Source organism: Streptomyces sp. NPDC001507 (assembly GCF_042894765.1).
In the GTDB taxonomy this organism is placed as follows: Bacteria; Actinomycetota; Actinomycetes; order Streptomycetales; family Streptomycetaceae; genus Streptomyces.
The window spans coordinates 73,624-95,981 of sequence record NZ_JBIAVV010000010.1 but is presented as its reverse complement, the minus strand read 5'-3'; the positions used below and the strand labels follow the sequence as shown (position 1 = coordinate 95,981).

The 22,358-nt window shown below is 72.8% G+C and carries 22 protein-coding genes and 1 pseudogene; 12 read left to right on the top strand and 11 right to left on the bottom strand.

All coding sequences use genetic code 11. The annotated features are described in order from the left end of the window. Positions 1–39: 39 nt before the first annotated feature. Together ACFY0K_RS30270 and ACFY0K_RS30265 are read left to right on the top strand one after the other, a co-directional pair. Positions 40–1,161, top strand: a complete 1,122-nt coding sequence (locus tag ACFY0K_RS30270; protein ID WP_390642487.1) for a PP2C family protein-serine/threonine phosphatase — start codon at positions 40–42, stop codon at positions 1,159–1,161. Positions 1,162–1,661: 500 nt separating this feature from the next. Continuing rightward, complete coding sequence (locus ACFY0K_RS30265) at positions 1,662–2,717, top strand: hypothetical protein (RefSeq protein WP_390642486.1); 1,056 nt, start codon at positions 1,662–1,664, stop codon at positions 2,715–2,717. On the opposite strand, the gene ACFY0K_RS30260 is transcribed toward ACFY0K_RS30265, so the two are convergent. The 3 genes from ACFY0K_RS30260 to ACFY0K_RS30250 form a co-directional block, all read right to left on the bottom strand. After that, positions 2,714–4,684: an Ig-like domain repeat protein gene (locus ACFY0K_RS30260; RefSeq protein ID WP_390642485.1), complete on the bottom strand. Its 1,971-nt coding sequence runs from the start codon at positions 4,682–4,684 to the stop codon at positions 2,714–2,716. The two genes, ACFY0K_RS30265 and ACFY0K_RS30260, sit on opposite strands and share 4 nt — an antisense overlap. A gap of 154 nt (positions 4,685–4,838) precedes the next feature. Then, a complete protein-coding gene (locus tag ACFY0K_RS30255) occupies positions 4,839–5,141 on the bottom strand; it encodes an NPP1 family protein (RefSeq protein ID WP_390642484.1) in 303 nt (100 codons plus the stop codon). 279 nt (positions 5,142–5,420) lie between these two features. Then, the gene (locus ACFY0K_RS30250; RefSeq protein ID WP_093500656.1) at positions 5,421–5,606 is read right to left on the bottom strand and encodes a hypothetical protein; all 186 of its coding nucleotides are present in this window, start codon (positions 5,604–5,606) and stop codon (positions 5,421–5,423) included. Positions 5,607–5,718: 112 nt separating this feature from the next. Between ACFY0K_RS30250 and ACFY0K_RS30245 the strand changes: the two genes are divergently transcribed. Together ACFY0K_RS30245 and ACFY0K_RS30240 are read left to right on the top strand one after the other, a co-directional pair. After that, a complete protein-coding gene (locus ACFY0K_RS30245; protein WP_390642483.1) occupies positions 5,719–7,062 on the top strand; it encodes a tetratricopeptide repeat protein in 1,344 nt (447 codons plus the stop codon). 231 nt (positions 7,063–7,293) lie between these two features. Further along, positions 7,294–8,946 (top strand): amidohydrolase, encoded by a 1,653-nt coding sequence (locus ACFY0K_RS30240; protein ID WP_390642482.1) that lies wholly within the window; start codon positions 7,294–7,296, stop codon positions 8,944–8,946. Positions 8,947–8,961: 15 nt separating this feature from the next. Here ACFY0K_RS30240 and ACFY0K_RS30235 read toward each other — a convergent pair whose 3' ends face one another. Together ACFY0K_RS30235 and ACFY0K_RS30230 are read right to left on the bottom strand one after the other, a co-directional pair. Further along, a complete protein-coding gene (locus ACFY0K_RS30235; RefSeq protein WP_390642481.1) occupies positions 8,962–9,753 on the bottom strand; it encodes a hypothetical protein in 792 nt (263 codons plus the stop codon). 209 nt (positions 9,754–9,962) lie between these two features. Beyond that, a complete protein-coding gene (locus ACFY0K_RS30230; RefSeq protein WP_390642480.1) occupies positions 9,963–10,535 on the bottom strand; it encodes a TetR/AcrR family transcriptional regulator in 573 nt (190 codons plus the stop codon). A gap of 98 nt (positions 10,536–10,633) precedes the next feature. Between ACFY0K_RS30230 and ACFY0K_RS30225 the strand changes: the two genes are divergently transcribed. Next, positions 10,634–11,524 (top strand): SDR family oxidoreductase, encoded by an 891-nt coding sequence (locus ACFY0K_RS30225; protein WP_390642479.1) that lies wholly within the window; start codon positions 10,634–10,636, stop codon positions 11,522–11,524. Positions 11,525–11,613: 89 nt separating this feature from the next. Beyond that, a complete protein-coding gene (locus tag ACFY0K_RS30220) occupies positions 11,614–12,597 on the top strand; it encodes a nucleoside hydrolase (RefSeq protein WP_390642478.1) in 984 nt (327 codons plus the stop codon). A gap of 160 nt (positions 12,598–12,757) precedes the next feature. Here ACFY0K_RS30220 and ACFY0K_RS30215 read toward each other — a convergent pair whose 3' ends face one another. Beyond that, a complete protein-coding gene (locus ACFY0K_RS30215; protein ID WP_390642477.1) occupies positions 12,758–13,711 on the bottom strand; it encodes an LAETG motif-containing sortase-dependent surface protein in 954 nt (317 codons plus the stop codon). 302 nt (positions 13,712–14,013) lie between these two features. Between ACFY0K_RS30215 and ACFY0K_RS30210 the strand changes: the two genes are divergently transcribed. Beyond that, positions 14,014–15,660, top strand: a complete 1,647-nt coding sequence (locus ACFY0K_RS30210; RefSeq protein ID WP_390642476.1) for a glycoside hydrolase family 13 protein — start codon at positions 14,014–14,016, stop codon at positions 15,658–15,660. Between the two features lie 6 nt (positions 15,661–15,666). Here ACFY0K_RS30210 and ACFY0K_RS30205 read toward each other — a convergent pair whose 3' ends face one another. Next, positions 15,667–16,452, bottom strand: a complete 786-nt coding sequence (locus ACFY0K_RS30205; protein ID WP_351956910.1) for a DUF4142 domain-containing protein — start codon at positions 16,450–16,452, stop codon at positions 15,667–15,669. A 250-nt stretch (positions 16,453–16,702) separates the two neighbouring features. Between ACFY0K_RS30205 and ACFY0K_RS30200 the strand changes: the two genes are divergently transcribed. Both ACFY0K_RS30200 and ACFY0K_RS30195 read left to right on the top strand, forming a co-directional pair. Continuing rightward, positions 16,703–17,431, top strand: coding sequence for a DUF6445 family protein (locus ACFY0K_RS30200; protein WP_390642475.1), 729 nt, complete (start codon positions 16,703–16,705; stop codon positions 17,429–17,431). 138 nt (positions 17,432–17,569) lie between these two features. Beyond that, on the top strand, positions 17,570–18,301 hold the full coding sequence (locus ACFY0K_RS30195; RefSeq protein WP_390642474.1) for a DUF4232 domain-containing protein: 732 nt from the start codon (positions 17,570–17,572) through the stop codon (positions 18,299–18,301). A 158-nt stretch (positions 18,302–18,459) separates the two neighbouring features. Here the strand turns inward: ACFY0K_RS30195 and ACFY0K_RS30190 are convergent. Next, positions 18,460–18,510, bottom strand: a pseudogene (locus tag ACFY0K_RS30190) (hypothetical protein); the annotation flags it as partial. A 348-nt stretch (positions 18,511–18,858) separates the two neighbouring features. Between ACFY0K_RS30190 and ACFY0K_RS30185 the strand changes: the two are divergent. Next, positions 18,859–19,527, top strand: a complete 669-nt coding sequence (locus ACFY0K_RS30185) for a hypothetical protein (RefSeq protein WP_390642473.1) — start codon at positions 18,859–18,861, stop codon at positions 19,525–19,527. 12 nt (positions 19,528–19,539) lie between these two features. Here ACFY0K_RS30185 and ACFY0K_RS30180 read toward each other — a convergent pair whose 3' ends face one another. After that, the gene (locus ACFY0K_RS30180; protein WP_390642472.1) at positions 19,540–19,803 is read right to left on the bottom strand and encodes a hypothetical protein; all 264 of its coding nucleotides are present in this window, start codon (positions 19,801–19,803) and stop codon (positions 19,540–19,542) included. 15 nt (positions 19,804–19,818) lie between these two features. Next, positions 19,819–20,172, bottom strand: coding sequence for a VOC family protein (locus tag ACFY0K_RS30175; protein ID WP_390642470.1), 354 nt, complete (start codon positions 20,170–20,172; stop codon positions 19,819–19,821). Positions 20,173–20,285: 113 nt separating this feature from the next. On the opposite strand from ACFY0K_RS30175, the gene ACFY0K_RS30170 reads away from it, so the two are divergent. Together ACFY0K_RS30170 and ACFY0K_RS30165 are read left to right on the top strand one after the other, a co-directional pair. Then, positions 20,286–20,951, top strand: a complete 666-nt coding sequence (locus ACFY0K_RS30170) for an SDR family NAD(P)-dependent oxidoreductase (protein ID WP_390642469.1) — start codon at positions 20,286–20,288, stop codon at positions 20,949–20,951. 137 nt (positions 20,952–21,088) lie between these two features. After that, complete coding sequence (locus tag ACFY0K_RS30165) at positions 21,089–22,024, top strand: MIP/aquaporin family protein (protein WP_390642468.1); 936 nt, start codon at positions 21,089–21,091, stop codon at positions 22,022–22,024. Between the two features lie 3 nt (positions 22,025–22,027). On the opposite strand, the gene ACFY0K_RS30160 is transcribed toward ACFY0K_RS30165, so the two are convergent. Then, positions 22,028–22,249, bottom strand: a complete 222-nt coding sequence (locus ACFY0K_RS30160; protein ID WP_390642467.1) for an antitoxin — start codon at positions 22,247–22,249, stop codon at positions 22,028–22,030. Positions 22,250–22,358 lie beyond the last annotated feature (109 nt).

The window sequence follows — 22,358 nt, the reverse complement described above, 5'->3', positions numbered from 1 at the left end:
GACGTGCGAGGCGTGCCCGCCCGTGTTTCCCTGACTCTCGTGACCGACCACCAGGCCGTGCGGCGGTGCAAGGAGCTGCTGTGGGTCAGGGGCCGGAGCGTCGCCTGGGTGGCGCCGCTCCTGCTGCTCGCAGGGATCACGGCGGTCGACCTCAACACCACCGAGCGGTTCCGGATCGTCTCCTGGATCGTCCTGGTCCCCGGTATCGCGGCGGCGATCTGCGGGGTCTGGACGACGGCGGTCTTCGCGGTGCTGTCGGTCCTCGACTACGTCGCCGTGGACAACGCCTGGCCCCAGCAGTACCAGGCCGGGCTGCCCGACTTCATCCTGGTCGCCTTCGCGGGGCTGCTGGCCATCCTGGCCTGCGTGGTCCGCAGGAACGGCGAGCGGCGGATGCTGCACATGCGGGACATCGCCGAGACCACCGTGCGTACCGTGCTGCGGCCGCTGCCGCAGGGGTGGGCCGGGCTGGAGCACGCGGCGGTGTACCTCGCCGCGGACAGCCAGGCGCGGGTGGGCGGCGACTTCTACGACATCCAGCCGGGGCTGTACGGCACCCGGGTGCTGGTCGGGGACGTCCAGGGCAAGGGGCTGGGGGCGGTGGAGACGGCGGCGGCGCTGCTGGGGACGTTCCGTGAGGCGGGGTACCACGAACGGGACCTGGCGACGGTGGCCGACCGGCTGGAGACCCGGATGATCCGGCACCGAAGTCACACGGTGGCGCTGGGCCGGGACGACGGCGACCGCTTCGCCACGGCGGTCCTGCTCGGCTTCCCGCCGGGCGCCCCGGACGTGGTGGAAGTCGTCAACTTCGGCCACGAGCCGCCGCTGGCGGTGGGGCCGACGGGGGTACGCCCCCTGCCCCCGGGCGACGGACTTCCCCTCGGCATGGCCGACCTCGCGACGGCGACCGGCCCGCCCCCCACCCTCACCGTCACCCTCGCCCCCGACGAGACCCTCCTCATCACCACGGACGGCGTCACCGAGGCCAGAAACCGAAGCGGCGCCTTCTACTCCCTCCCCGACGCCACCGCCCGTGCCCCGGCCCCCGACCCCACCCGCCTCGTCGCCTACATCCGCGACGGCGTCCTCCACCACAGCCACGGCCACCTCTCCGACGACACCACCATCTTCGCGGTACGCCGCACCCCACCCTCTTAGACCCGCCCGCCTGCAGCGCCCCGCCCACACCGTCGCGGCGGAAGGAGGGGCGGGCCTGCAGCACCCCGTCAGGGGCGCGGGGAACTGCGCGGCCAGCCACGACGGCGTGTTGCTCCGCAACGGACCGGTGCCCCAACGGCGGCTTGCGGCTGTCCGGCACCGCCGAGTCACACCGTTGCGGCGGAAAGGGGGGCGGGCCTGCAGCGCCCCGTCAGGGGCGCGGGGAACTGCGCGGCCAGCCACGACGGCGTGTTGCTCCGCAATGGGCCGGCGCCCCAGCGGCGGCTTGCGGCTGTCCGGCACCGCCGAGTCACGCCGTTGCGGCTGAGCGCCGTCGCGGCGGAAAAAAGGGGGGCGGCGGAGAAGAACAGGGAAGGCACAGGCAGAGGGGGCGTACCGGGTGTTACCCGGGTCAAAGGGTTTGTGGGGGCCCCGCTTTGCAAGCGCAGCGGTTACCGTGCTGGCGTAAGTGAAACAGGGGAACAAAGGGGGAGGGCCCGATGCCCGGAACCGTGCTGCTGATCGCGGCCTCGCCGACAGGCAAAGCACGCATGGTGGACGCGGCCTCCGTGCTCCCCGTACTCGCGGCCGTGCCCCCGGCGATACTCTCCGGCACCGAGACCGCGAACGTCGTCGAACTCGCCGACCCCCTGGAGCCGCAGGCCGTGCTGACCCGGCTGCGCGCCGCCGCGGCCGCCCCCGGCCCGCTCACCGTGTTCGTCACGGGCCAGCTCCACCTGGACCGCAAACAGCGGCTGCCGCATCTCGCGCTGGCCCGGACCACGCCCGCCACCGTCCGCTACACCGGCCTGCCCTGGCACTGGATCCGGGAGGAGCTGCGGCTGCGGCCGGCCGGGGCGACGACGCTGGTGCTCGATCTGCACGCGGAGCACGAGGTCTGGGAGCAGCTGCACACGGTGCCGTTCGACTGCGGGCGCAACAACGCCGTGCACGGGCGCATCGCGCCGCCGCCCGCCCGGCGGGAGGTCGCCGCACCGTCGTACATGAAGGCCGTGGCGACCGTGCTGAGGAGCGGGTACCGGCCGGCGATGGCGGAGCTGCACCGGCAGGTGCTCGCACGGCTCGGGGCGGAGCTCGCCGCCGACATCCTGTTCAGCACCCACACCCCGGACAGCGGCGATCCGCACGACGCCATCAGCGCGGCCGTACGGGACGGGCGGTACGCCGAGGCGGACGAGCTCGCCGCCCGCTGGGAGCAGGCGGCCGCGCGGGCGCACGGGCCGGCCTCCGAGGACGCCCTGCACTGGTCCGAGGTACGTGCCGACCTCGCGATGTTCGCCGGGGACGCGGTGCGGAGCTGCCGTACCTGGCTGACCGTCGCCGGCGCCCGCCTGGGCGCCGGGCAGCCGGCCGACGCACCGGCCGTCGAGGCGGCCGCGGACCGGGCCCACCACCAGTGGGGCGCCATCAAGGACACGGCGCGGGCCCGTGAACTCGGGCCCGCGCTCGCGGAGTTGAGACTCAGGGTGCCGGGCCGCCGGGAGGGCGCGCTGGAGAACGTCCAGCAGCACCTGCGGCAGCTTCAGACCAGCTAGCTCGTGAACGTGAAGTACTTCCAGGCGCCGTACGTCGTGGAGTTGACCGTGTCGCCGGACGCCCCGTCGATGTAGTCGGAGCGAACCCGGAAGCGCCAGCCGACGTCTTCCTTGTGGTTGCCGGTGAACTCGACCTGCGAGACCCCGCTGGTGGCCAGCGCGAAGTACTTCGAGGTGTCCGCGTACCACTTGCCCTGGTAGTAGACCTGGAAGTCGAACCGCTGGGCACGGCCGCCGTAGTACGGCATCTTGGTCGTGAACAGCGGGTTCCTGGTCTTGTGGAAGTAGTAGTAGGTCTGGCCCCAGGCCTTCTTCGACTTGTACTGGCGGCTGACCGCCATGGAGACGCTGACCTTCGCGCCCACCGTGCTGGACACCGACCGCGGCTGCCAGCGGGCGTCGCCCGCGAACTTCGCGGTGACCTTGGTGTCCCGCTTCAGGCCGAGGACCACGGACAGGTTGCCGTGCGAGTCGACCTTCCCGGACTTCACCAGCTTGTTGGGCTTGTCCGAGCCGGCCGGGTCGGCCCAGAGCTCCACCGTGCGGTTCTTGTACGTCGTGCCGAGGTGGGCCGTGAACTTCACGTCCTTCCCGTACGCGTACACCTTGCCGTTGTTGTCCACGGTCAGCGTCGGCTTCGCGCGGGAGACGTCGACCGTGTCCTTGGCGGCGGCGGCCGTGTGCTCCGCGTCGCCCGCGTAGCCGACCTTGTACGTCACCTTGCCGCCGGCCGGCGGGGTGTCGGTGAAGGAGAACGTGCCGTCGGCCCTGACCGTCACGGCGGGCAGCGCCTTGCCGTTCGGGGAGTCGAGGTCGGTGCGGGTGACCGAGACCTGCGTGCCGGCCGGGAACGCGGTCGTCGAGGAGAGCGTGCCGGTGACGGTCAGCTGCTTCGCGCGTGTCGCCGACGTCGGGGCGTTCACAGTGAGGGTGCTGGCCGCCTTGCCCGGGGTGTCGTACTCGCGCAACGAGTACACGCCCTCGCTGTTGTACGACACCGCGAACAGCCGGGAGGAGTCCGGCGCCCAGGCGAGGCCCGCGTCGGCCATCAGGTCGGAGCCGCTGGAGGCGCCAGTGCGCGGGAACTCGTAGGAGCGGACGGCCTCGCTGCTGCCCGGCCGGAAGATGTAGACGTCCGGGTCGTCGGAGGCGTCGCTGCCGCCCGCGACCGTGCCGTCCGGCGCGATGGCGACCGCGTTCGGGTAGTTGATGCTGGTGTACTTGCCGTCCTCGTTGAGGTCGGAGGTCTTGAAGATCTGGTGGTAGTACGGCGCTCCGCTCGCCACCACGACGTCCTTGCCGTCGGGTGTGACCTGGAGGTCGCCGAGGTTGCTGCCCGCCTCGCGGGTACTGGCCAGCTTGGCGGCGGTGCCCGAGGAGACGTCGTAGGAGGCCAGTTCGACGGGGCTCTGGTCGACAGCGCCCGCGACCAGGACGTCGGAGCCGGGCGCCGCGTCCACCAGCGGTGCCTGATACCAGCTGCGGTCCTGGTCGAGGGTGACCGCGTGGTCGCCGGTCAGGTCGACCGAGCCGATGTTGCCCGCTGTGTCGCCGCCGTAGCCGAACCACAGCTTGCCGTCCGCGAGGGCGACGCTCAGCGGCTTGTCGCCGACCGCGTAGCGGGTGGTCTCGGTGTCCGTCGCGGTGTCGATGACGGCGATGGCGTCCATGTCCTGCACGGCCGCGTAGAGCGTGCCGGAGTCGGCGGACAGTTCGAGGCCGTGGACCCCGGAGAGGTTGGTGGTGAGCTGCTTGAGCACATTGCCCGAGTAGTCGGTGACGACGATCTTGCCGTTGACCGGGTCGCTGATGAAGACCTGCTGGTGGGTGCCGTCGACGACGATGTCACCGAGCGATCTGACGGGCAGGAGCGCGCTGGTGTCGGCGTAGGCCGGCGCGGCGGCCAGGGCTGCGGAGCTGAAGAGGACCGCCAGGGTGGTGGCGGCCGTGACGGTGCGGATACGCACGCTGATTCGAACCCCCCGGATCGAATGAAGTGGGCGCCACGGAACGCGGCATATGTGTGCGTTTACTGTGAGCCGCGTGTGGCGGATGTGAGGAAGAGTAGGTCATGCCACTGACAACCGGCATCCGGGATTCGGGGGCGGGGGCCGGATCTCGTCAGGCGTACGCGTCGAACGGGATCGCGCTCGGCTTGGCCTTGTCGAGGTGGTCGTCGAACTTGGCGTCCTGGAGCGGGAAGTTCGCGTCGCCCCAGTCGGAGGCGTTCAGGATGCCGCGCAGGCTGGACGCCATGTTGTCCCAGGTGAGCAGCTTCTCCTGGTGCCAGGCGGCGTCGTCGTTCTCCGGGAGGTTCTGGAGTACGCCCGCCGAGGCGGTGGAGGGGAGGGCGAGGGTGAGCGCGGCGGCGCTGCCCGCGACGGCGGTGGCTCGGCCGAGACGACGGGTTCTGGTGCGGGGCATCGGGGGCTCCAGTCGGTGGGTCCGGGGGCCGTTGACACGAGGACGTTGGTACGGTTTTTTCGTCCGGGACATGACATTCGGACGCAGGCCCGAGACTGCCGAGCGGAGCGTTCGATGGAAGGGCTTTCTGTCAAACGGGGGACGGCATTTCGTGGAACTGGTCACCGTGCGGACGCAGCGGGAAAACCCCCGGCGGGACAGGGGGAGGGTCCCGCCGGGGGCGATGGTGGGGTGGGGGCACGGGATGGTGCCCCGAACGGCGGCGCAGCCGGCGGAACCTCAGTGCCGGGCTGTCGCCGCGGTCGGGGCGGCGGGGGCGTCGTCCGTCGCCCGGGCCGGGCCGGCGTTGGCCGCGGTGATGAGCGCGGCCACGGCGATCACGGCGGCGACGAGACCGCGGGCGTAGCGTGCGCTGGGACTTGTGGTGGCGCTTGCGGTGGGGCGTGCGGATGTGCGTCCGAGCACGGCGACCTCGCAACAACAGGGGCGGGTTAAGCACGTTTAATCCGCGGTTTAACCTAGGGGTAGTCGGAGCTCAACGGCAAGAGGTCCAGGGGGAGTTGGGGGGAATGGCAGGATGCGGGAACGGGACGATCCGGAGACCATAGGGCGGCGGGTGCAGCAACTGCGCACCGAACGGGGGCTCACCCAGCGGCAATTGGCCGAACCGGCCTACACGCCCGCCTACATCTCCACGCTGGAGGCCGGACGGGTACGGGCCTCCGACGAGGCGCTGCGGCACATCGCGGGCCGGCTCGGCATCGGCTTCGAGGAGCTGGCCAGCGGGCGCCCCGCCCACCTCGCCACCGACCTGAGGCTGCGGCTCACCGAGGCCCAGCGCACCCTGGCCACCGGCGCGGCGGAGGTGGCCGCCGCCCAGTACGCCGGCCTCTTCGCGGAGGCCGAGGCGCACGGGCTGGCGGTCGAACAGGCCACCGCGCTGCTCGGGATGGGCGAATGCGCCCTGGACACCGGTGACCTGGGGCAGGCCAGGGAGTTCTTCGAACGGGCCGAGCTGTGGACGGCCGACGAACCCCTCCCGGTGCGCGTCCCGGCGATCCGCGGCCGGGCGGTCAGCCACTACCTCGCGGGTGAGCTGCGCTATGCCGTCTACCTCCTCGAGTCCACGCTCGACGAACTCAACCGCGGCGGCCTGCACGACCCGGACGCGCTCCTGCTCCTCTACGCCTCCGCCATCGGCCCCTACATGGACATGGGCGCCCACGCCCGCGCCGCCCAGGCCGCCGAACTGGCCCTCGCCCTCGCCCCGCAGGCCGGCGACCCCGCGCTGATCGCCCGGATGCACCGCTCCGTCGCCCGCACCCTGCTCGCCGAGGGCCGGGTCGCCGACGCCGATGCCTCCCTGGCCAAGGCCGCCGAGCTGTACCGCCAGCTCCAGCTCCGTACCGAACTCGCGAACTGCCACTGGATGCGCGGCTACGTCTACGCCCAGAACGGCGAACTTGAGCGCGCGGAGAGCGAGTTGCGCGAGGCCCTCGCCATGCTGTCGGAGACCCGCGCGGCCCTGTACCGCAGCCAGGCGGCGGTGGAACTGGCCGACGTCCTGCACCGCCGGGGCAAGTCGGACGAGGCCGCCGAACTCCTCCACGACGTGCTCGGCGACTTCTCCTCCGAGCGCGGCGCGGTCCACTCGGCCGCCGCGCACCGGCTGCTCGGCATCATCGCCGAGGACGCCCGGGACACGGAGACGGCGGAGGAGCACTACGTACGGGCGCTGAGCCTGCTGGAGCGGGCGGGCGCGGCCGGCGACCTGGCGGACCTGTGCCGCCTCCTCGGCGACCTGCTGCGCCGCACCGGCCGGGTGGAGGCGGCCCTCGACGCCTACCGCACCGGCCTCGGCCACCGCACGGCCCCGGGCACCACGACCCTGGGACCGGCACCGGCACAGCCTCCGCTGTAGGACCACCGCTCCGGCGCGCGCGGCGGAGCGGTCACGTCCGGCCGCCGGTCGGTGGCGCCGCGCGCCCCTTACGGGCGGCTACCGCGTCTGTCGCATGATCCGCGCGTGACGCGGTCTGAGTGGCGTACATCCTGCGTTCACGCCCTCGATATGGCGGCGAACCGCCGAACGGCTTCTACAACGGTCCCGTCAGCGAAACCTTCGCGACGCTGCGAGCTGGAGGAGAAGACGATGACCGATCACGGAGCCGACCTGCTGATCCGCGCCGGTGCGGTGCACACGCTGGTGCCCGGCCACGCCACCCAGCGGGCCCTGGCGGTGCGCGGCGACCGGATCGCCGCCGTGTCCGCCGACCCGCACGGCCTCGACCACCTGGTGACCGCGCGGACCGAGGTGCGTGACCTGCCCGGCGCCACCGTGCTGCCCGCCTTCGACGACACCCACACCCACCTGGTCTTCGCCGCGCTCGGCGCCCAGGACGTCCCCGTCCACCAGGCCCGCACCATCCCCGAGTTCCTCGACCTGATCCGGCAGCGGGCCGCGGTCACCCCCGAGGGCGAGTGGATCCGCACCACCACCAACTGGCAGGAACTGAACCTGGCCGAGCGCCGCATGCCCACCGCGGCCGAACTCGACACGGCCACCGGCCGGCACCCGGTCCTGGTCAAGCGCGGCGGTCACAACGACGTCGTCAACAGCTACGCGCTGCGCCTCGCCGGCATCACCGAGGACACCCCCGTGCCGCCCGGCGGCACCATCGGCCGCGACGCCGACGGCCGGCTGGACGGCCGGCTCATCGACAACGCCCTGCACCTGGTGGAGCGCCTGGTCCCGGCCCCCGACCGGGCCCAGCGCATCGAGGGACTCCGCATCGCCTCCCGCGACTACGCCGCCACCGGCATCGGCACCGTGCGGGACTGCGCGGTGACCCCCGAGGACTACCGGGTGCTGCGCGCCGCCCGCGAGGCCGGCGCCCTGCACACCAGGGTGCGCGCGCTGATCTCGGCGCTCGGCATGACGAGCGCGGCCCAGGTGGAGGACCTGCTCGACACCATGGAGCGGTGGCGCGACACCTCCGACCCGTACCTGTCGGTGTGGGGCGTGAAGTTCGGTCTCGACGGCGGCCTGGAGGCCGGTGCCACCGAGGAGCCGTACGCCTGCGACCACTCCTTCTCGGGGATGCTGATCTGGGAGCCGGACGCGCTGGCCGAAGCGGTCGAGGCGGTGGTCAGGCGCGGCTGGCGGGTCGGCACCCACGCCTACGGCGACCGCGCGGTCCGTACCCTCCTCGACGTCTACGAACGCGTCCTGGACCGCAACCCCGGCCTGCCCGCCGGCACCCTGGTGATGGAGCACGGCGGGCTGGCCGGCCCGGAACAGCGCGCCCGCGCCGTCGCGTTGGGCATCCCGGTCACCATCCAGCAGCCGCTGCTGCACGACACCGCCGAGGTCGAGGAGGGCTTCTGGGGCCCGGAGCGGGTCGCCCGCCTCTTCCCGGCGCGCGGCTGGATCGACCTGGGCGCCCAGGTCAGCGCGGGCTCCGACTTCCCGGTCGGCCAGTTCGGCGCGATGCGCTCGGTGTGGGGCATGACGACCCGGCAGACGGTCGTCGGTGTGAAGGGCCCCGAGCACGCGATCACCTACCCGGAGGCCCTGACCCTGCACACCACCCAGGCGGCCCGCCTCACCGGCGAGGACCGGGTCCGCGGCATCCTGACCCCGGGCCGCTGGGCCGACCTCACGGTTTGGGACCGCGACCCGGCGACCACGACGGGCGCCGAACTGCGTGACCTGAAACCCGTTCACAGTTTCGTGGGCGGGGTTGTAGTGCCTCTCCAGGGGCGCGGGGAACCGCGCGACCAGCCCTCACCGGCCCGCAGGTGACGCACCCGGAGCCGGCTAGGCCTGGGCGCGCCCCTTCTCGCGTACCTGGGCGAGGCGCTGGACGCCGACGTCGAGGGCCTGCCGGGTGGTGTCGTCGGGGAGGGTGCCCAGGGCCCCGGCGGTGAGGACGATCGCGTCGTCGCCGACGCGGACGACGGCGACGTCGAGGGTGAGGGTGGTGGGCTCGGCGGCGGGGTCGGGCTGCGAGGTGAGGGTCATCCGGAGCCCCTGGCGCGCGTCGCCGAGGTCGTGCGGCAGCCCGGCGTCGGTGATCCGGACGGCCTCGGTCCCGGCCGCGGTGGTCTGCGCGGTGAACTGCCCGCAGGTGCGGGGCAGGGTCCGCAGCCAGGCCAGGGTCCGTTCGACGTCGGCGACGCGGCTCGCGTCGACCTGGTAGCGGAGCTGGGCCGCGTCGTCGCCGTCGTCGAGGGCGGTGGCGGCCCGCGGGCCGGTCGGGACGCCGAGCAGTTCGTCGGTGTACAGGGCCTCCAGGAGGCGCTGGCAGTCGGCCTGGCCGGTGGCCGCCTTGAGCAGCCCGTCGTGCCAGGTGGCGGTGCCGTCGGTCGCGGTCCACGGCACGCCGAGGTCGCCCTCGTCGATCAGCGCGGCCTGCGCCTGCTCGACGGTGAGCGGCGGGATGGCGGAGGTGCCGGACGTACCGGGCGAGGCGGCGGGGGCGGCCGGGGCGGGCCGTTCGGCGGTGGTCGCACTGGCGGCCGGGGCGGACGCCTCCGGCGGTTCGGCGGCGGTGCAGGCGGAGGCGGCCAGCAGGCCGACCACGGCGAGACCGGAGGCGATGGCTTTCATGCGGGGGCCTCTCCAGGACCAGGACTCGGGAGCAGCGGGAACGCGTGCTCCCACGCCACCACCTCCCGCCCCCGCCCGCCACCGCTCCGGTCCGTCCGGGTGAGCCCTCCTGCGGGGATGCGCCCCGCAGGAGGAGACACCGGACGAACTCGCCGTGCCCCCGCCCGCTGCGTGAGGGCCGCTGCGTGAGGGGCGCTGCGTGAGGGCCGCTACGTGAGGGCTGCGGTCGCCTCGCGGAGTTCGGTCAGGGCGGTGCGGGCCAGGTCGGGGAGGGTGCGGTCGTTCGCCGGGGTGATCCAGCGGGCGAAGGCGGCCGAGAAGGCCTGGGCGCCCAGGTGGGCGGCGAGGGACGCGGTGGGGTCGGGCACGCCGCGTTCGTGGAGGGCCGTGGCCAGGGTCGTGGCCAGGTTGAGGCTCTTGAACGCGGCGCGTTCGCGCAGCTCGCTGTGGCTGCCGATGACCTGCATCAGCCGCGGGCCGAACGCGCGCTGTTCCGGGGTGAAGGAGCCGGCCAGGGCGTCCAGGGCGAAGGCCACCACCTCCAGCGGGGTCGCCGTGTCCGGCGCCGCCGCGGCTCCCTCGGCGAGCAGCCGGCCGTGCTCCTCCTGCCCCGCGAACAGCACCTCGCGCTTGTCCGGGAAGTGCCGGAAGAACGTCGTCTTGGTCAGCCCGGCCCGCTCGGCGATCTGGGCGACGGTGGTGCTGTCGTACCCCTGCTCGCCGAACAGGTCGATCGCGGCTTGCACGAGGCGCAGTCGTGCGTTCGGTTCCCATCGGGCCATGGGGACAGCCTAAGTGATGTGACTCGGTACCGTCACGGGAGTATGGTGACGGTACCAAGTCACATCACCTGTCCTTCCGTCCTGGGGAGAGTGCTGTCATGCGTGTCTTCGTCACCGGCGCGAGCGGTCATATCGCCTCCGCCGTCATTCCCGAACTGCTGAACGCCGGGCACGAGGTCGTCGGCCTCGCCCGGTCCGAGAACTCCGCGGCGGCCGTGAAGGCCCTGGGTGCCGAGGTGCGCCGCGGTGACCTGGCGGATCCGGACGGCCTGCGGGCGGCCGCGGCCGATTCCGACGCGGTCGTCCATCTCGCCTTCGACCACACGGCGATGGCCGCCGGCGACATGGCCGGGGCGGCGGCCACCGACCGGACCGTGGTGCAGGTGTTCGGCGAGGCGCTCGCCGGGACCGGCAAGGCGCTCCTGGGGGTCGGCATGGGGCACGGCGACGGCAACGAGCACCTCGGCGCGGCGTACAGCGCCAATCCGCGGATCGCCACGGGGCGGCTGTTCGGCGAGCTCGCCGAACAGGGGGTGCGTGCGGTGCTCGTCGGGATTCCGCCGGTCGTGCACAGTGCGCGGGACCGGAGCGGGTTCCTGCCGATGCTGATCCGGATCGCGCGGGCCACCGGTGTCTCCGGCTATGCCGGGGACGGCTCCAACCAGTGGTCCGCCGTGCACACGCTGGACCTCGCCCGGCTCTACCGGCTGGCACTGGAGAAGGCGCCGGCCGGTGCCGAACTGCACGCGGCGGCCGAGGAAGGGGTCGCGGTGCGCGCGATCGCCGAGGCGATCGGGCGGCGGCTGGGGGTGCCGGCGGAGAGCGTGCCGGAGGACCGGCGCGCCGAGCACTTCGGGTTCTTCGGGGCGTTCGTGTCGCTGGACGTGCCGGTGAGGAGCGGCCGGACCCGGGAGTTGCTGGGGTGGGAACCGGTGGAGGCGGGGGTTCTCGCCGATCTCGAGGAGGGGCACTACTTCAGGAGTGAATGACCAGGGGCGGCTGCAAGCGGGTCCGCGCCTCCGGGGCGACTGACGTGCCGCCCGCTGCGTAGAGTCGGGGCCGACGGAAGGAGCCCCCCGTGACCGGTCAGCCCATTCCCGTGATCATCGACTGTGACACCGGTGTCGACGACGCCCTCGCTCTGCTGTTCGCCGTCCGGCACCCGGGGCTGGAGCTGCGGGCGGTGTCCTGTGTCGCCGGGAACACGGACGTGGACGGGGTGGTCCGGAACACCCTGACCGTGCTGGAGCGGGCCGGGGCCGGGGACGTCCCCGTCGCCCGGGGCGCCGAGCGGCCGTTGATCGAGGCGGCGCGGTCGGCGCGGCACGTGCACGGGACGGACGGGATGGGCGATCTCGGGCTGCCCGCGCCCACCCGCCGCCCCGCCGACGTCGACGCCGTCACCCTGCTGCGCCGCGAGATCCTCGGCTCGCCCCGCCCGGTCACCCTCGTCCCCACGGCGCCGCTGACCAACATCGCCCTGCTGCTGCGCACCCACCCGGAGGTGACCCGGAACATCGAGCGGATCGTGTTCATGGGCGGCGCGGTCGCCACCGGGAACGCCACCCCGGTCGCCGAGTTCAACGTCTGGCACGACCCCGAGGCGGCCGCCGTCCTGCTCACCGCCGGTGTGCCGATCACCATGTACGGCCTGGACGTCTTCCAGCGGGTCGTGGTGCCGGGGGACGAGGTACGACGGCTGCGCGCGAGCGCGGAACCGGGGGCCCGGCTCGCCGGGGAGCTGCTCGCGCACCGGCCCGCGGCCCCCGCTCCGGACGGGGACGACGATGCCGCCGGCGGCCTCGGGGACGCGGGCGCGGTCTGCGCCGTCGCCGACCCGGCCGGCCTCACCACCCGGCTCCTCCCGGTCGAGGTCTCCCTCGCCCCCGGCCCGGCCCGGGGCCAGACCGTCGTGGACCGCCGCCCCCGCCCCGGCGAGGCCGAGATCCACGGCGGCGCCCGCGAACAGGCCCTGGTGGACGTGGCGTTGGACGTGGACGTGGACCGGTACGTGAAGCTGTACCTGGAGACCGTCGCCGGCAGCCGGGACCGGCCCAACTGAAAACACCCTCGGTAGGGACGGGTGACGCTCACGGGGCGGCCTCGTGGGCGTCGTCCTGCCGACCCCGTGGCCGGCGTCGGCACCACCCCCGATGACCGACCACGCGCAGGTGCGCCCCGGCCGTCGTGACGGCCGGGGCGCACCTGTCGTACGGAAGGGATCAGGCGCGGGTCGCCCTGCGGCGTCGGGTCGCGACGACGATCGCGCCGCCGCCGGCCAGCAGGAGGGCCGCGCCGCCGGCGATGTACCCGGTGCTGGAGCCGGCGCCGGTGTGGGCCAGGTCGCCGCCACCGGCGGAGTTGGTGCTCGGGGCCGGTGCCGGGGTGGTCGTCGACTCGGACGGGGCGGGGGACGCGGTGGCGGTGCCGGTCGCCGAGGTCTCCGAGGGGGTCGCGGTGGGGGTCTGCGCGGGCGGCGGGGCGGCCGGGGTGGACTCGGAGGCGGACGGCGACGGGGAGGACGGCGCGGACGGCGACGGCGAGGACGACTGGGTCGCCGAGCAGTCCTTCGTACCGCCGTTCCAGGACGCGATCAGCTTGTCCTTGATGACCGCGTGGTCCGGGCCGGCCGGCAGGTCGCCGTGCTCGAAGCCGTCGTTGGCGTCCTTGTTCCCGTCGAACTTGGTCGCGCCCCGGTAGAGGTCGATCTGCGCGAAGCACCCGGCGTCCGGGACCGCGATGTCGAGGGAGTCGGTCTGGCCCTGCTTGACCGTCACCGAGTCGAAGTCGACGAAGATCTGCTGCCCCGAGGTGGCGAAGGAGGGGCCGTGGGCGATGTAGGAGGCGAGCGAGGCGGTGCAGGAGGCGGCGTCGGCGGCGGCGCGGACCTTGAGGTGGACCTTGCCGTCGTCGGTGACCTTCAGGTTCTGGTCGTCGACCTTCACCGAGTCGAAGAAGTTCGAGCCGTCGATCGAGAACTGGCACTTGTCCGTGCCGGTCTCCGTGCCGGCGCCGGTGCCGGGGCTGTAGTGGCCGCCGGACTTCCAGCCGTCACCGCCGGGGGTGCCGTGCGCCCAGGCGCCGGACGCGCCGGCGACGGAGGCGGCACACAGGGCGAACGACGCAAAGCCCGTCCCCAGCAGGCGACGCGCGGTGACATGTCTGGCTATGGACATGGATATCCCATCCGTGGGGTGCTCATCTCTCGCCGGACGGGCGGCGGAGGGGCAGCGGGAAGCGAAGAAACACCGGGCCCAGGGGTCACATGCGCCACAGTGTGCGGCCCATGGTGGTTGGCCCCGCCGAACCCTGTCAACCTGCCTTGGATCAAGGGCCGTTCGGGCACCATCACAAGTCCCTCACACAGGGAACGACCCGCTCCGGCCGGTGTGAAGTTTCGCTTTCTCGGCAATCTGGACAGACTTCTCCTCGGTGTTTCTCCGCCCGATCGGTGTTTCTCCGTCCGAAAGGAACGCGCGTGGTCGACCTCTCCTCCAGGAACCCCGACTGGTGGCGTCAGGCCGTGATCTACCAGGTGTATCCGCGCAGCTTCGCCGACGCGGACGGCGACGGGCTCGGTGACCTCAGGGGCGTCACCGAGCGGCTCCCCCACCTGGGCGCGCTCGGCGTGGACGCCCTGTGGCTCAGCCCGTTCTACCCGTCCGAACTCGCCGACGGCGGCTACGACGTGGCCGACCACCGGGACGTCGATCCGCGCCTCGGCACCCTCGACGACTTCGACGCGATGACCGCGGAGGCGCACCGGCTGGGCCTGAAGGTGATCGTCGACCTCGTCCCGAACCACACCTCGCACCTGCACCCCTGGTTCCGCGAGGCCCTGCTGTCCGGCCCCGGCTCCGCGGCCCGGGAGCGCTACGTCTTCCGGCCCGGCCGCGGCGCGCACGGCGAACTCCCGCCGTCCGACTGGCAGTCGGTGTTCGGCGGCAGCGCCTGGCGCCGGGTCCCGGACGGCGAGTGGTACCTGCACCTGTTCGCCCCCGAGCAGCCCGACCTGAACTGGGCGCACGACGAGGTCCGCGCCGACTTCCGCACCACCCTGCGCTTCTGGTCCGACCGGGGCGTGGACGGCTTCCGCGTCGACGTGGCCCACGCGCTGGTGAAGGACCTCACCGAACCGCTGCGGGACGTCGCCGAGTTCGGCCCGACCGGCGAGGAGGCGCTGGCGCGCATGGCGCCGGGCACGCACCCCTACTGGGACCGCGACGAGGTGCACGAGATCTACCGCGACTGGCGCAAGATCTTCGACACCTACAGCCCGCCCCGCACCGCCGTCGCCGAGGCCTGGGTGCCGGACGCGCGACGGGCGCTGTACGCCCGTCCGGACGAACTCGGCCAGGCCTTCAACTTCGAGTACCTGCAGACCCCGTGGGACGCCGAGGCGCTCCGCGAGGTCATCACCGGCTCGCTCGCCACCGCCCGCGCGGCCGGCGCTTCGGCCACCTGGGTGCTCTCCAACCACGACGTGGTGCGGCACGCCTCCCGGCTGGCGCTGCCGCCGGGCACGGACGAGAACGCCTGGCTGCTGTCCGGCGGCCGTACGCCGCACGTCGACGTCTCCCATGGCCTCAGGCGCGCCCGCGCCGCCACCCTCCTCATGCTCGCGCTGCCCGGCTCGTCGTACGTCTACCAGGGCGAGGAACTCGGCCTGCCCGAGGCCGCCGACCTGCCCCTGACCGTCCTCCAGGATCCGATCTGGGAGCAGACCGGCCACACCCGCAAGGGCCGCGACGGCTGCCGGGTGCCGCTGCCGTGGACGGCGGACGGCCCGTCGTACGGCTTCGGGTCCGGCGGCGCCTGGCTGCCGCAGCCGGAGTGGTTCGGGTCGTACGCCGTCGAGGCGCAGGCCGGTACGGCGGGTTCCACCCTGGAGCTCTACCGCACCGCGCTGCGGCTGCGCCGCAAGCTGCTCGACGGCGAGACGCTTTCCTGGGCCGAGGCGCCCGCGGGGGTGCTGCACTTCGCCCGGACAGAGGGCTGGCGGTGCGTCACGAACGTGTCGGACGCGCCGGTGCCGCTGCCGCCGGGCGAAGTGCTGCTGGCGAGCGTGCCGTTGCCGCATGACGGCACGCTGCCGCCCGACACCACGGTGTGGCTGGGCGCCTGAGGTGACTCAGCCGGCGGTGGGCGTGGCGCCCGGGGTCACGTTCACCGCGTTGCCGTCGGCGTTGCCGGTGCCGACACCGGCACCGCTGCCCGTGAAGCCCTTCTCGCCCGGGAGGGCCGGCGGGCTGGTCGTGCTGTTGACCGGCGGGGTGAGGACGACCTGCGGCTGACCCGCGTCCGGCGGGGGCGGGGTCAGGTCGACCGCGGGCAGCTTCGGCGGGGTCGTCTCCTGGAAGAGCACCGACGGGAAGTCGACCAGGCCGGTCTGCTCCATCACCGTGATGTGGTCGAGGACCGTGGCGTTGGCCTGGTCGGCCAGGATCCGCACCAGGGTGTTCCGGGTGGTCGAGCGGATCTTCGCGATCGTGTTGAAGATCGAACCGTGCGTCACGCGCAGGATGTTGGCGAAGTCCGTGTCGAACTTCTTGCCGGTGTCCGCGGTCAGGGTGTTGACGAAGCCCTGCTGCTGCGGAGAGGGCAGGTTCGGGATGGTGATGTTGAGCATGGGCGCGATCTTGCGGCAGCTGGCGTCCAGCGCCGCGTGGCCGTCGATGAGGTGCTTGCTCGCGGTGAGGACAGCCTGGGACTGGCCCTTCTTCAGGCCGAGCTGGCCCACGGGGTACTCCCACAGACCGGCCGCGCGCACCTTCACCACGAAGTCGCGGTCGCCCTCGGTCAGCGGCCCCCACTGGGTGTTGGCGATCACCCGGGTGGTGTCGCTGGACACGGTGTTCAGGCCCAGCATGCTCGGGTAGGCGAGCGCGGCGAGGGTCAAGCTGAGGGCTCCGCCCACGAAGAGCGTTCCCGTCGCGTTCCGCGAAAAGCGCACCTGTGCCTCCTGCCGGTCAGGGTTCCCGCGCAGGGGCGGGGGTCGGTCGTCGATGAATACGGATGCCGAAGCACCGGAAACCTTTTGGTTTGGCAAAGAACTTGTGAGGACCGGCCCTGCCCGGGGTGTCGTCTCGCCATGTCCTGACCACGAGTAGGTGATGGTTTCCCCACGTGAGAGTGGTCATGACAAAGTCGCGGGCAGGCTTCGCCGCATGCCCCCACAGTCATCCCCCCGCGTCCCCCGCCTGCCCAACGGTTCGGCCGGCCGGGGCCCCGCCGCGCGTCCCGCCCTGCCCGTGCTGCCCTACCGCAAGCCCACCAAGGGCCGCGACTACTGGGTCTTCGACGACGTCCTCCCGGACGTGGACGCCGTACGGGAGCGGTGCCTGGCCAAGGACGACTGGGTCCAGGGATACCCGTACACCTCGGAGACCTGGCCCGGACTGCGCACCATGCCCGGCCTGGAACCCGCCGAACTCGACGTCGTGGAAGGGCTGGTGCGCAAGGCGACCGGCGCCGGGAAGCTGTGGGTGCAGCAGGCGCCCGGTGGTGGCACCCTCAACCACAACTGCGTCCAGGTGGTCGGCGAGGGCGAGAGCGAGCCGCGCCCGCACACCGACTCGCGGGCGCTGTGCCGGTACGCGGCGGTGCTGTACCTCAACCCCGGGGTGGCCAAGGACTGCGGCACCGCCTTCTACCGTCAGTCGCTGCCCGGCGGCCGGCTCGGCGGCAACATCGTGCAGGCCCCGCACAACAACCTCGTCGAGGCGCTCGGCACCCGGTTCGTGCCCGGCGACCACTTCGAGGAGGACGTCCGCGTCCCGCACAAGTACAACCGGCTGCTCCTCTACAACGCCAACCTCGTGCACAGCGCGACCGGTTACGCCGGGAAGACGCTGGAGGAGAAGCGGATGACGGCGGTCTTCTTCTGGATGGCGTGAGCGGCCACGTCTGTAACAGCGGGCGTGACACGACCAGGACGGGCCCGTGACGGTGATCCCCGAACTTCCCCTGCCGGGCCCGCATCGAAAGGGGTGTCCGGCAGAGAGCCGGGAAGGACACCGTCGCTGGGGGATCCCATGTCGAAGCTTCGCAACCGCCGCACGAACGCCCGCAAGACCGCCGTCGCCGCGGCCGGTGCCGCCGCGCTGCTGGCCCTGCTGACCGCGTGCAACGGCACCGCGACCGGCTCCGTCAGCGCGGACGGCGGTTCGGCGGCCCCGGCGGCCGGCGACAACTCGACGGCCACCGGCTCGACGGGCGGCTCCGGCAGCGGCAGTTCCTCGGGCAGCGGTTCCTCCGGCAGTGGTTCGTCCGGCACGGGCGCCGGCGGCAGCACCTCGGGCTCGTCGACGTCCGGCGGCGGTACGTCGTCCTCCGGCGGCTCCTCGTCCACCGGCTCGGTGCCCACCTGCCAGGCCGCCCAGCTCGGCTACTCCTGGGCCGACCCGGGCAGCGGCACCGGCCAGCAGAAGCACGCGGTCGTGGCGTTCACCAACAAGAGCGGCCACTCCTGCACGATGTACGGCTTCCCGGGCGTCGACCTGGTCAACAGCGGTCAGAAGTGGTCGCTCCCGCGCACGAACGCCACCCCGAAGCGGGTCACCCTGGCGAACGGTGCCTCCACCAACTTCGCGATCACCTTCCTGGTGCCGGGGCAGGGCGACTCCAGTGACTTCACGCCGACCACGGTCGTCGTCACCGCGCCGAACCAGCGCACGTCGTTCGACCTGCCCTGGCACGGCGGTGCCGTGGTGCTCCAGGACGGCGCCACCCACCCGGGCTCGTTCATCGGCCCGGTCGGCGAGTGACCACGGGCCCTCGGCTCATCCCGCGTCGCGGACGCAGCGGAAGCCGGGGTGCGGCGGGGCGCACCCCGGCGCAGCGCGGCGGGCGGGAACCCGGCGAAGACGCAGGACCAGCCGAGCCGTTCGACGGCGGTGACGTAGCCGGTGTCGGCGACGAACGCGGCGTACTCGTCGTTGCTCAGGGCACACGCGTCGACCAGGAACGGCGCCACCCGCACGGCCCGCACCGGCCCCTCCCCGTCCGCCGGGAACCCGTCGGCGTCCTCGGCCCCATCAGGAACTCGCCGCCGGGCAGCGCGACCATGCCGGTGTGCCCGGGCGCGGTGTCACCCGGGGGCCGGCATGGTCCGCACCGGTGGCCGCGCGGGCCCGGCGGGCGCACAGCAGGCGGACGGCGGCGGCTGGGTGGACTCCATGAGCGGAGTGTGCCGCAGCGACCTGTGACGCCGGCGACGGGGCCACCGGTCGGCCGAATCGGCGGGCACCGGGCGCGGAATCGTCGTGGCGCCCGCTCCGGCCAGCGATAATCGCCCCATGGCACCCTCTTCGGCCGTCACCGCGTGAACGTCACCCATCTGCACCGCCGTCTGCTGCCCGACCTGCTGTCGGTCGGTGCCGGGTACCCCCTGGCGCTGACCGGTGACTACGCGGCCCAGGCCCACGGCCTGTTCGACCGGCCCGGGCGGACGGTCGACGCGGCCACGCAGAGCCCGGCTCCCATGCCGGAGATCGCCGAAACGGTCGTGGCCGGCCTCCGCGAGCGCGGCTGGCGCGTCGACGCCCGCGAGACGGACCCCCTCTCCGCACAGCTCGTCGTCGCCGACGCGGTCGCGGAGGAGGAGGGCGAGATCGACCTCCTCAAAGAGGCCCTCTGGCACCCGCCGGTCCCAACGGAACTCGGCCTGACCCTCGCCCTCGAAGACGTGGTCGGCATGCGGGTCTGGGCGCTGACCGACCGCGGCCTGCCCCGCGACCTCATGGTCGTGCACGCCGCCGCGGACCGCTGGACCCTCCCCGACCTGGAGGACCTCGGCCGCCGGCACGCCCGTGACACCTTCGACCTCGCCGACCTCCAGTCCCGCCTGACCGGCGCGGACTGGATCGACGACCGGGAGTTCGCGAAACACGGCGCCGACGCCGAGGAGATCACCGCCCTCCGCCACTGGGCCCAGACCTGGGCCGACGACATCGCGGAACGCCTGATCCAGGGACGGCCGCCGGAGGACTGACGTGCGGTGAGGTCAGTCGGCCGCCTTCTGCTCCGCCGCCCGGCCCCGCCAGAAGGACAGGCCCTCCACCGCGAAGCCGGCCGCAAGGAGCAGGGCGCCCGCCCAGAGGAAGGCCGTGCTCTTCTCCTCCACGCCGCCGAACAGCAGCAGGTCCACACCGAGTACGGGAAGAACGGCCTCCGCGGCCTTCAGCCACCTGCCCCCGCGCGCGTGCACCACGGCGGAGACCAGCCCGAGCACGGAGACCAGTGCCAACAATCCGACCGCGAATCGCATGCCCCCAGTGTGCCGTCAGGCCGGCTGCCACAGTTCGATGCGGTTGCCCTCCGGGTCGGTGACCCAGCCGAAGCGGCCCACGCCGTCCATGTCCTGGGTCTCCGCGTCGACGTCCGCGCCCTTGGCACGCAGCTGGGCGAGCATCGCGTCCAGGTCGCGGACCCGGAAGTTGAGCATGGTCTGCTGGGCGGGGGAGCCGAAGTACTCGGTCCCGGACTCGAAGGCCGCGAACACCGTCGGCCCGGCCGGCTGCTCCCACAGGCCGTGGTCGTCGATGTCCAGGCCCAGGCAGTCGCGGTACCACGCCTTCTGGGCCGCCGGGTCGGCGGAGCGCAGGAAGTATCCGCCGATTCCAAGCACACGTTCCATGCCGCCATCCTGCCAAGGACGCGGACGGCACGCACGTGTGAAGTCGGGGGGCGTGCGGTACGGACGTAGATGCAAGCGTGCCGTGTCAGCCGTGTCGCCCGTCGGGAGTCGTCGTGAGCAGTGTTGCCATCGTGGGGGCCGGGCCCGGCCTGGGGGCCGCCGTCGCCCGGCGGTTCGGGCGGGAGGGGTTCGCGGTGGCGCTGCTGGCCCGGGACGGGGAGCGTCTCGGGGCGCTGGCCGGCGAGCTGGCCCGGGAGGGCGTCCGCGCCCGCGGGTTCGCCGCCGACGTCAGGGACCCGCTGGCCCTCGCGGGGGCGCTGGCGCGGGCCGCCGAGGAACTCGGGACCGTCGAGGTCCTGCAGTACAGCCCGGTACCGCAGCGGGACTTCATGCTGCCGGTCCTGGAGACCACCCACGCGGACCTGACCGGACCGGTCGAGTTCTCGGTGTACGGGCCGGTCGCCGCCGTCCAGCAGGTGCTGCCGGGCATGCGGGAGCTGGGGCGGGGGACGATCCTGCTCGTCAACGGCGGTACGGCCGTCATCCCGCACCCCGACCGGGCCGGGACCTCCATCGCCTTCGCCGCCGAGAGCGCGTACGGGCACCTGCTGCACGACCGGCTCGCGGGCGAGGGCATCCACGTGGGGCAGCTCATCATCCCGGGGGCCATCGTCGTAGGGCATCCGCGCAAGGACCCCGCCGTGCTCGCCGACGCGCTGTGGGGGATGCACCGCGACCGGCACGGGTTCCGGCACTACGCCGACGACCTCGACGGATGAACCCTGGGAGGGTCCTGGGAGGACAGGCCCCGTCGGGCGGGACCGGCCGATCTGCGCGAACATCATTTGTAGGTCAATATGGTGTTCGGCCCGATTGCTCCTCTCAGGGAGTCAGCGATGGCTAAAGGGGGCCAGCGATGGCTGTGGAAATACCTCCGCTCCTCAAGCCCTCCCGGCTCAGAAGCCGTGGAGGCCTGCTCGGTGAGTGCCTGGCAGAGTTTCTCGGGACCTTCGTCATCATCTCGTTCGGTGCCGGTGTCGTGGCGATGGCGGTGGCCGCGCTGCCCGGGTCGGGCCGGGCGCAGACCGCCACGACGGTCTTCCTCGCCGCCGGTGACTGGCTCCTGATCGCCTGGGGCTGGGGCCTGGCCGTCACCTTCGCCATCTACGTGGCGGGCGGGGTCAGCGGGGCCCATCTGAACCCGGCGGTGACGCTCGCGTTCGCCGTGCGCCGCAAGTTCCCCTGGGCGAAGGTGGTGCCCTACTGGGCGTCGCAGGTACTGGGCGCCTTCGCCGGGGCCGCGCTGGTCTTCCTCGTGTACCACGACGCGATCAACGCGTTCGACGCCGCGTCGAAGCCGCCGAAGGTGGGCGGGCACACCGAGGCCACCTTCTCCATCTTCGCCACTTTCCCGGCGCCCTACTTCCACGGCGGGATCTGGGGGCCGCTGATCGACCAGATCGTCGGTACGGCCTTCCTCGTCATGTTCGTCGTCGCTGTCGTCGACCTTCGCAACACGGCCGTCGGGTCCAACCTCGGCCCGTTCGTCATCGGCCTGGCCGTCGCCGCCATCGGCATGTCCTACGGCGCGAACGCCGGCTACGCCATCAACCCGGCCCGTGACTTCGGTCCGCGGGTGCTCACCTGGCTGGCCGGGTGGAAGAGCCTCGCGTTCCCGGGGAACGGGGCGACGTTCAGCGGGTACTGGTGGATCCCGATCGTCGGTCCGCTGGTCGGCGGCGTGGTCGGCGTGCTGGTCTACGACCTGTTCATCGGCGACGTCCTGCACGCCCGGCTGAAGCTGGGCGAGTTGCCGGAGCCGGGCCGGACCCGCCCGACCACCGACACGTAGGCGCTACTTCCCGGAGCCCTGCTCGCCCAGGCGCTCCACCAGCTGCCGCGCCTTGGCGACCCCGGTGTCGATCTGCTCGGTGTACTTGCCGTCGGTCCGCTCGTCGACCAGGTCGCCCGCCTTCTCCAGTCCGGCCCCGATCGCGTCACCGTGTTCCTCGGCGACCTCCTTCGCCTTGTCCGCCAGGTTCTTGAGTCCGTCGATCCCGCCGATTCCATCCACCATGCGGAAATCGTCCCCGGCGAGCGCGAGCCGCGACAAGCCGGCGCCCGGGGCATTCGAAGGGGCGCGGGGGTGCCTCGGCGGAAGGCCGGGGGAGGAACTACGCGACCAG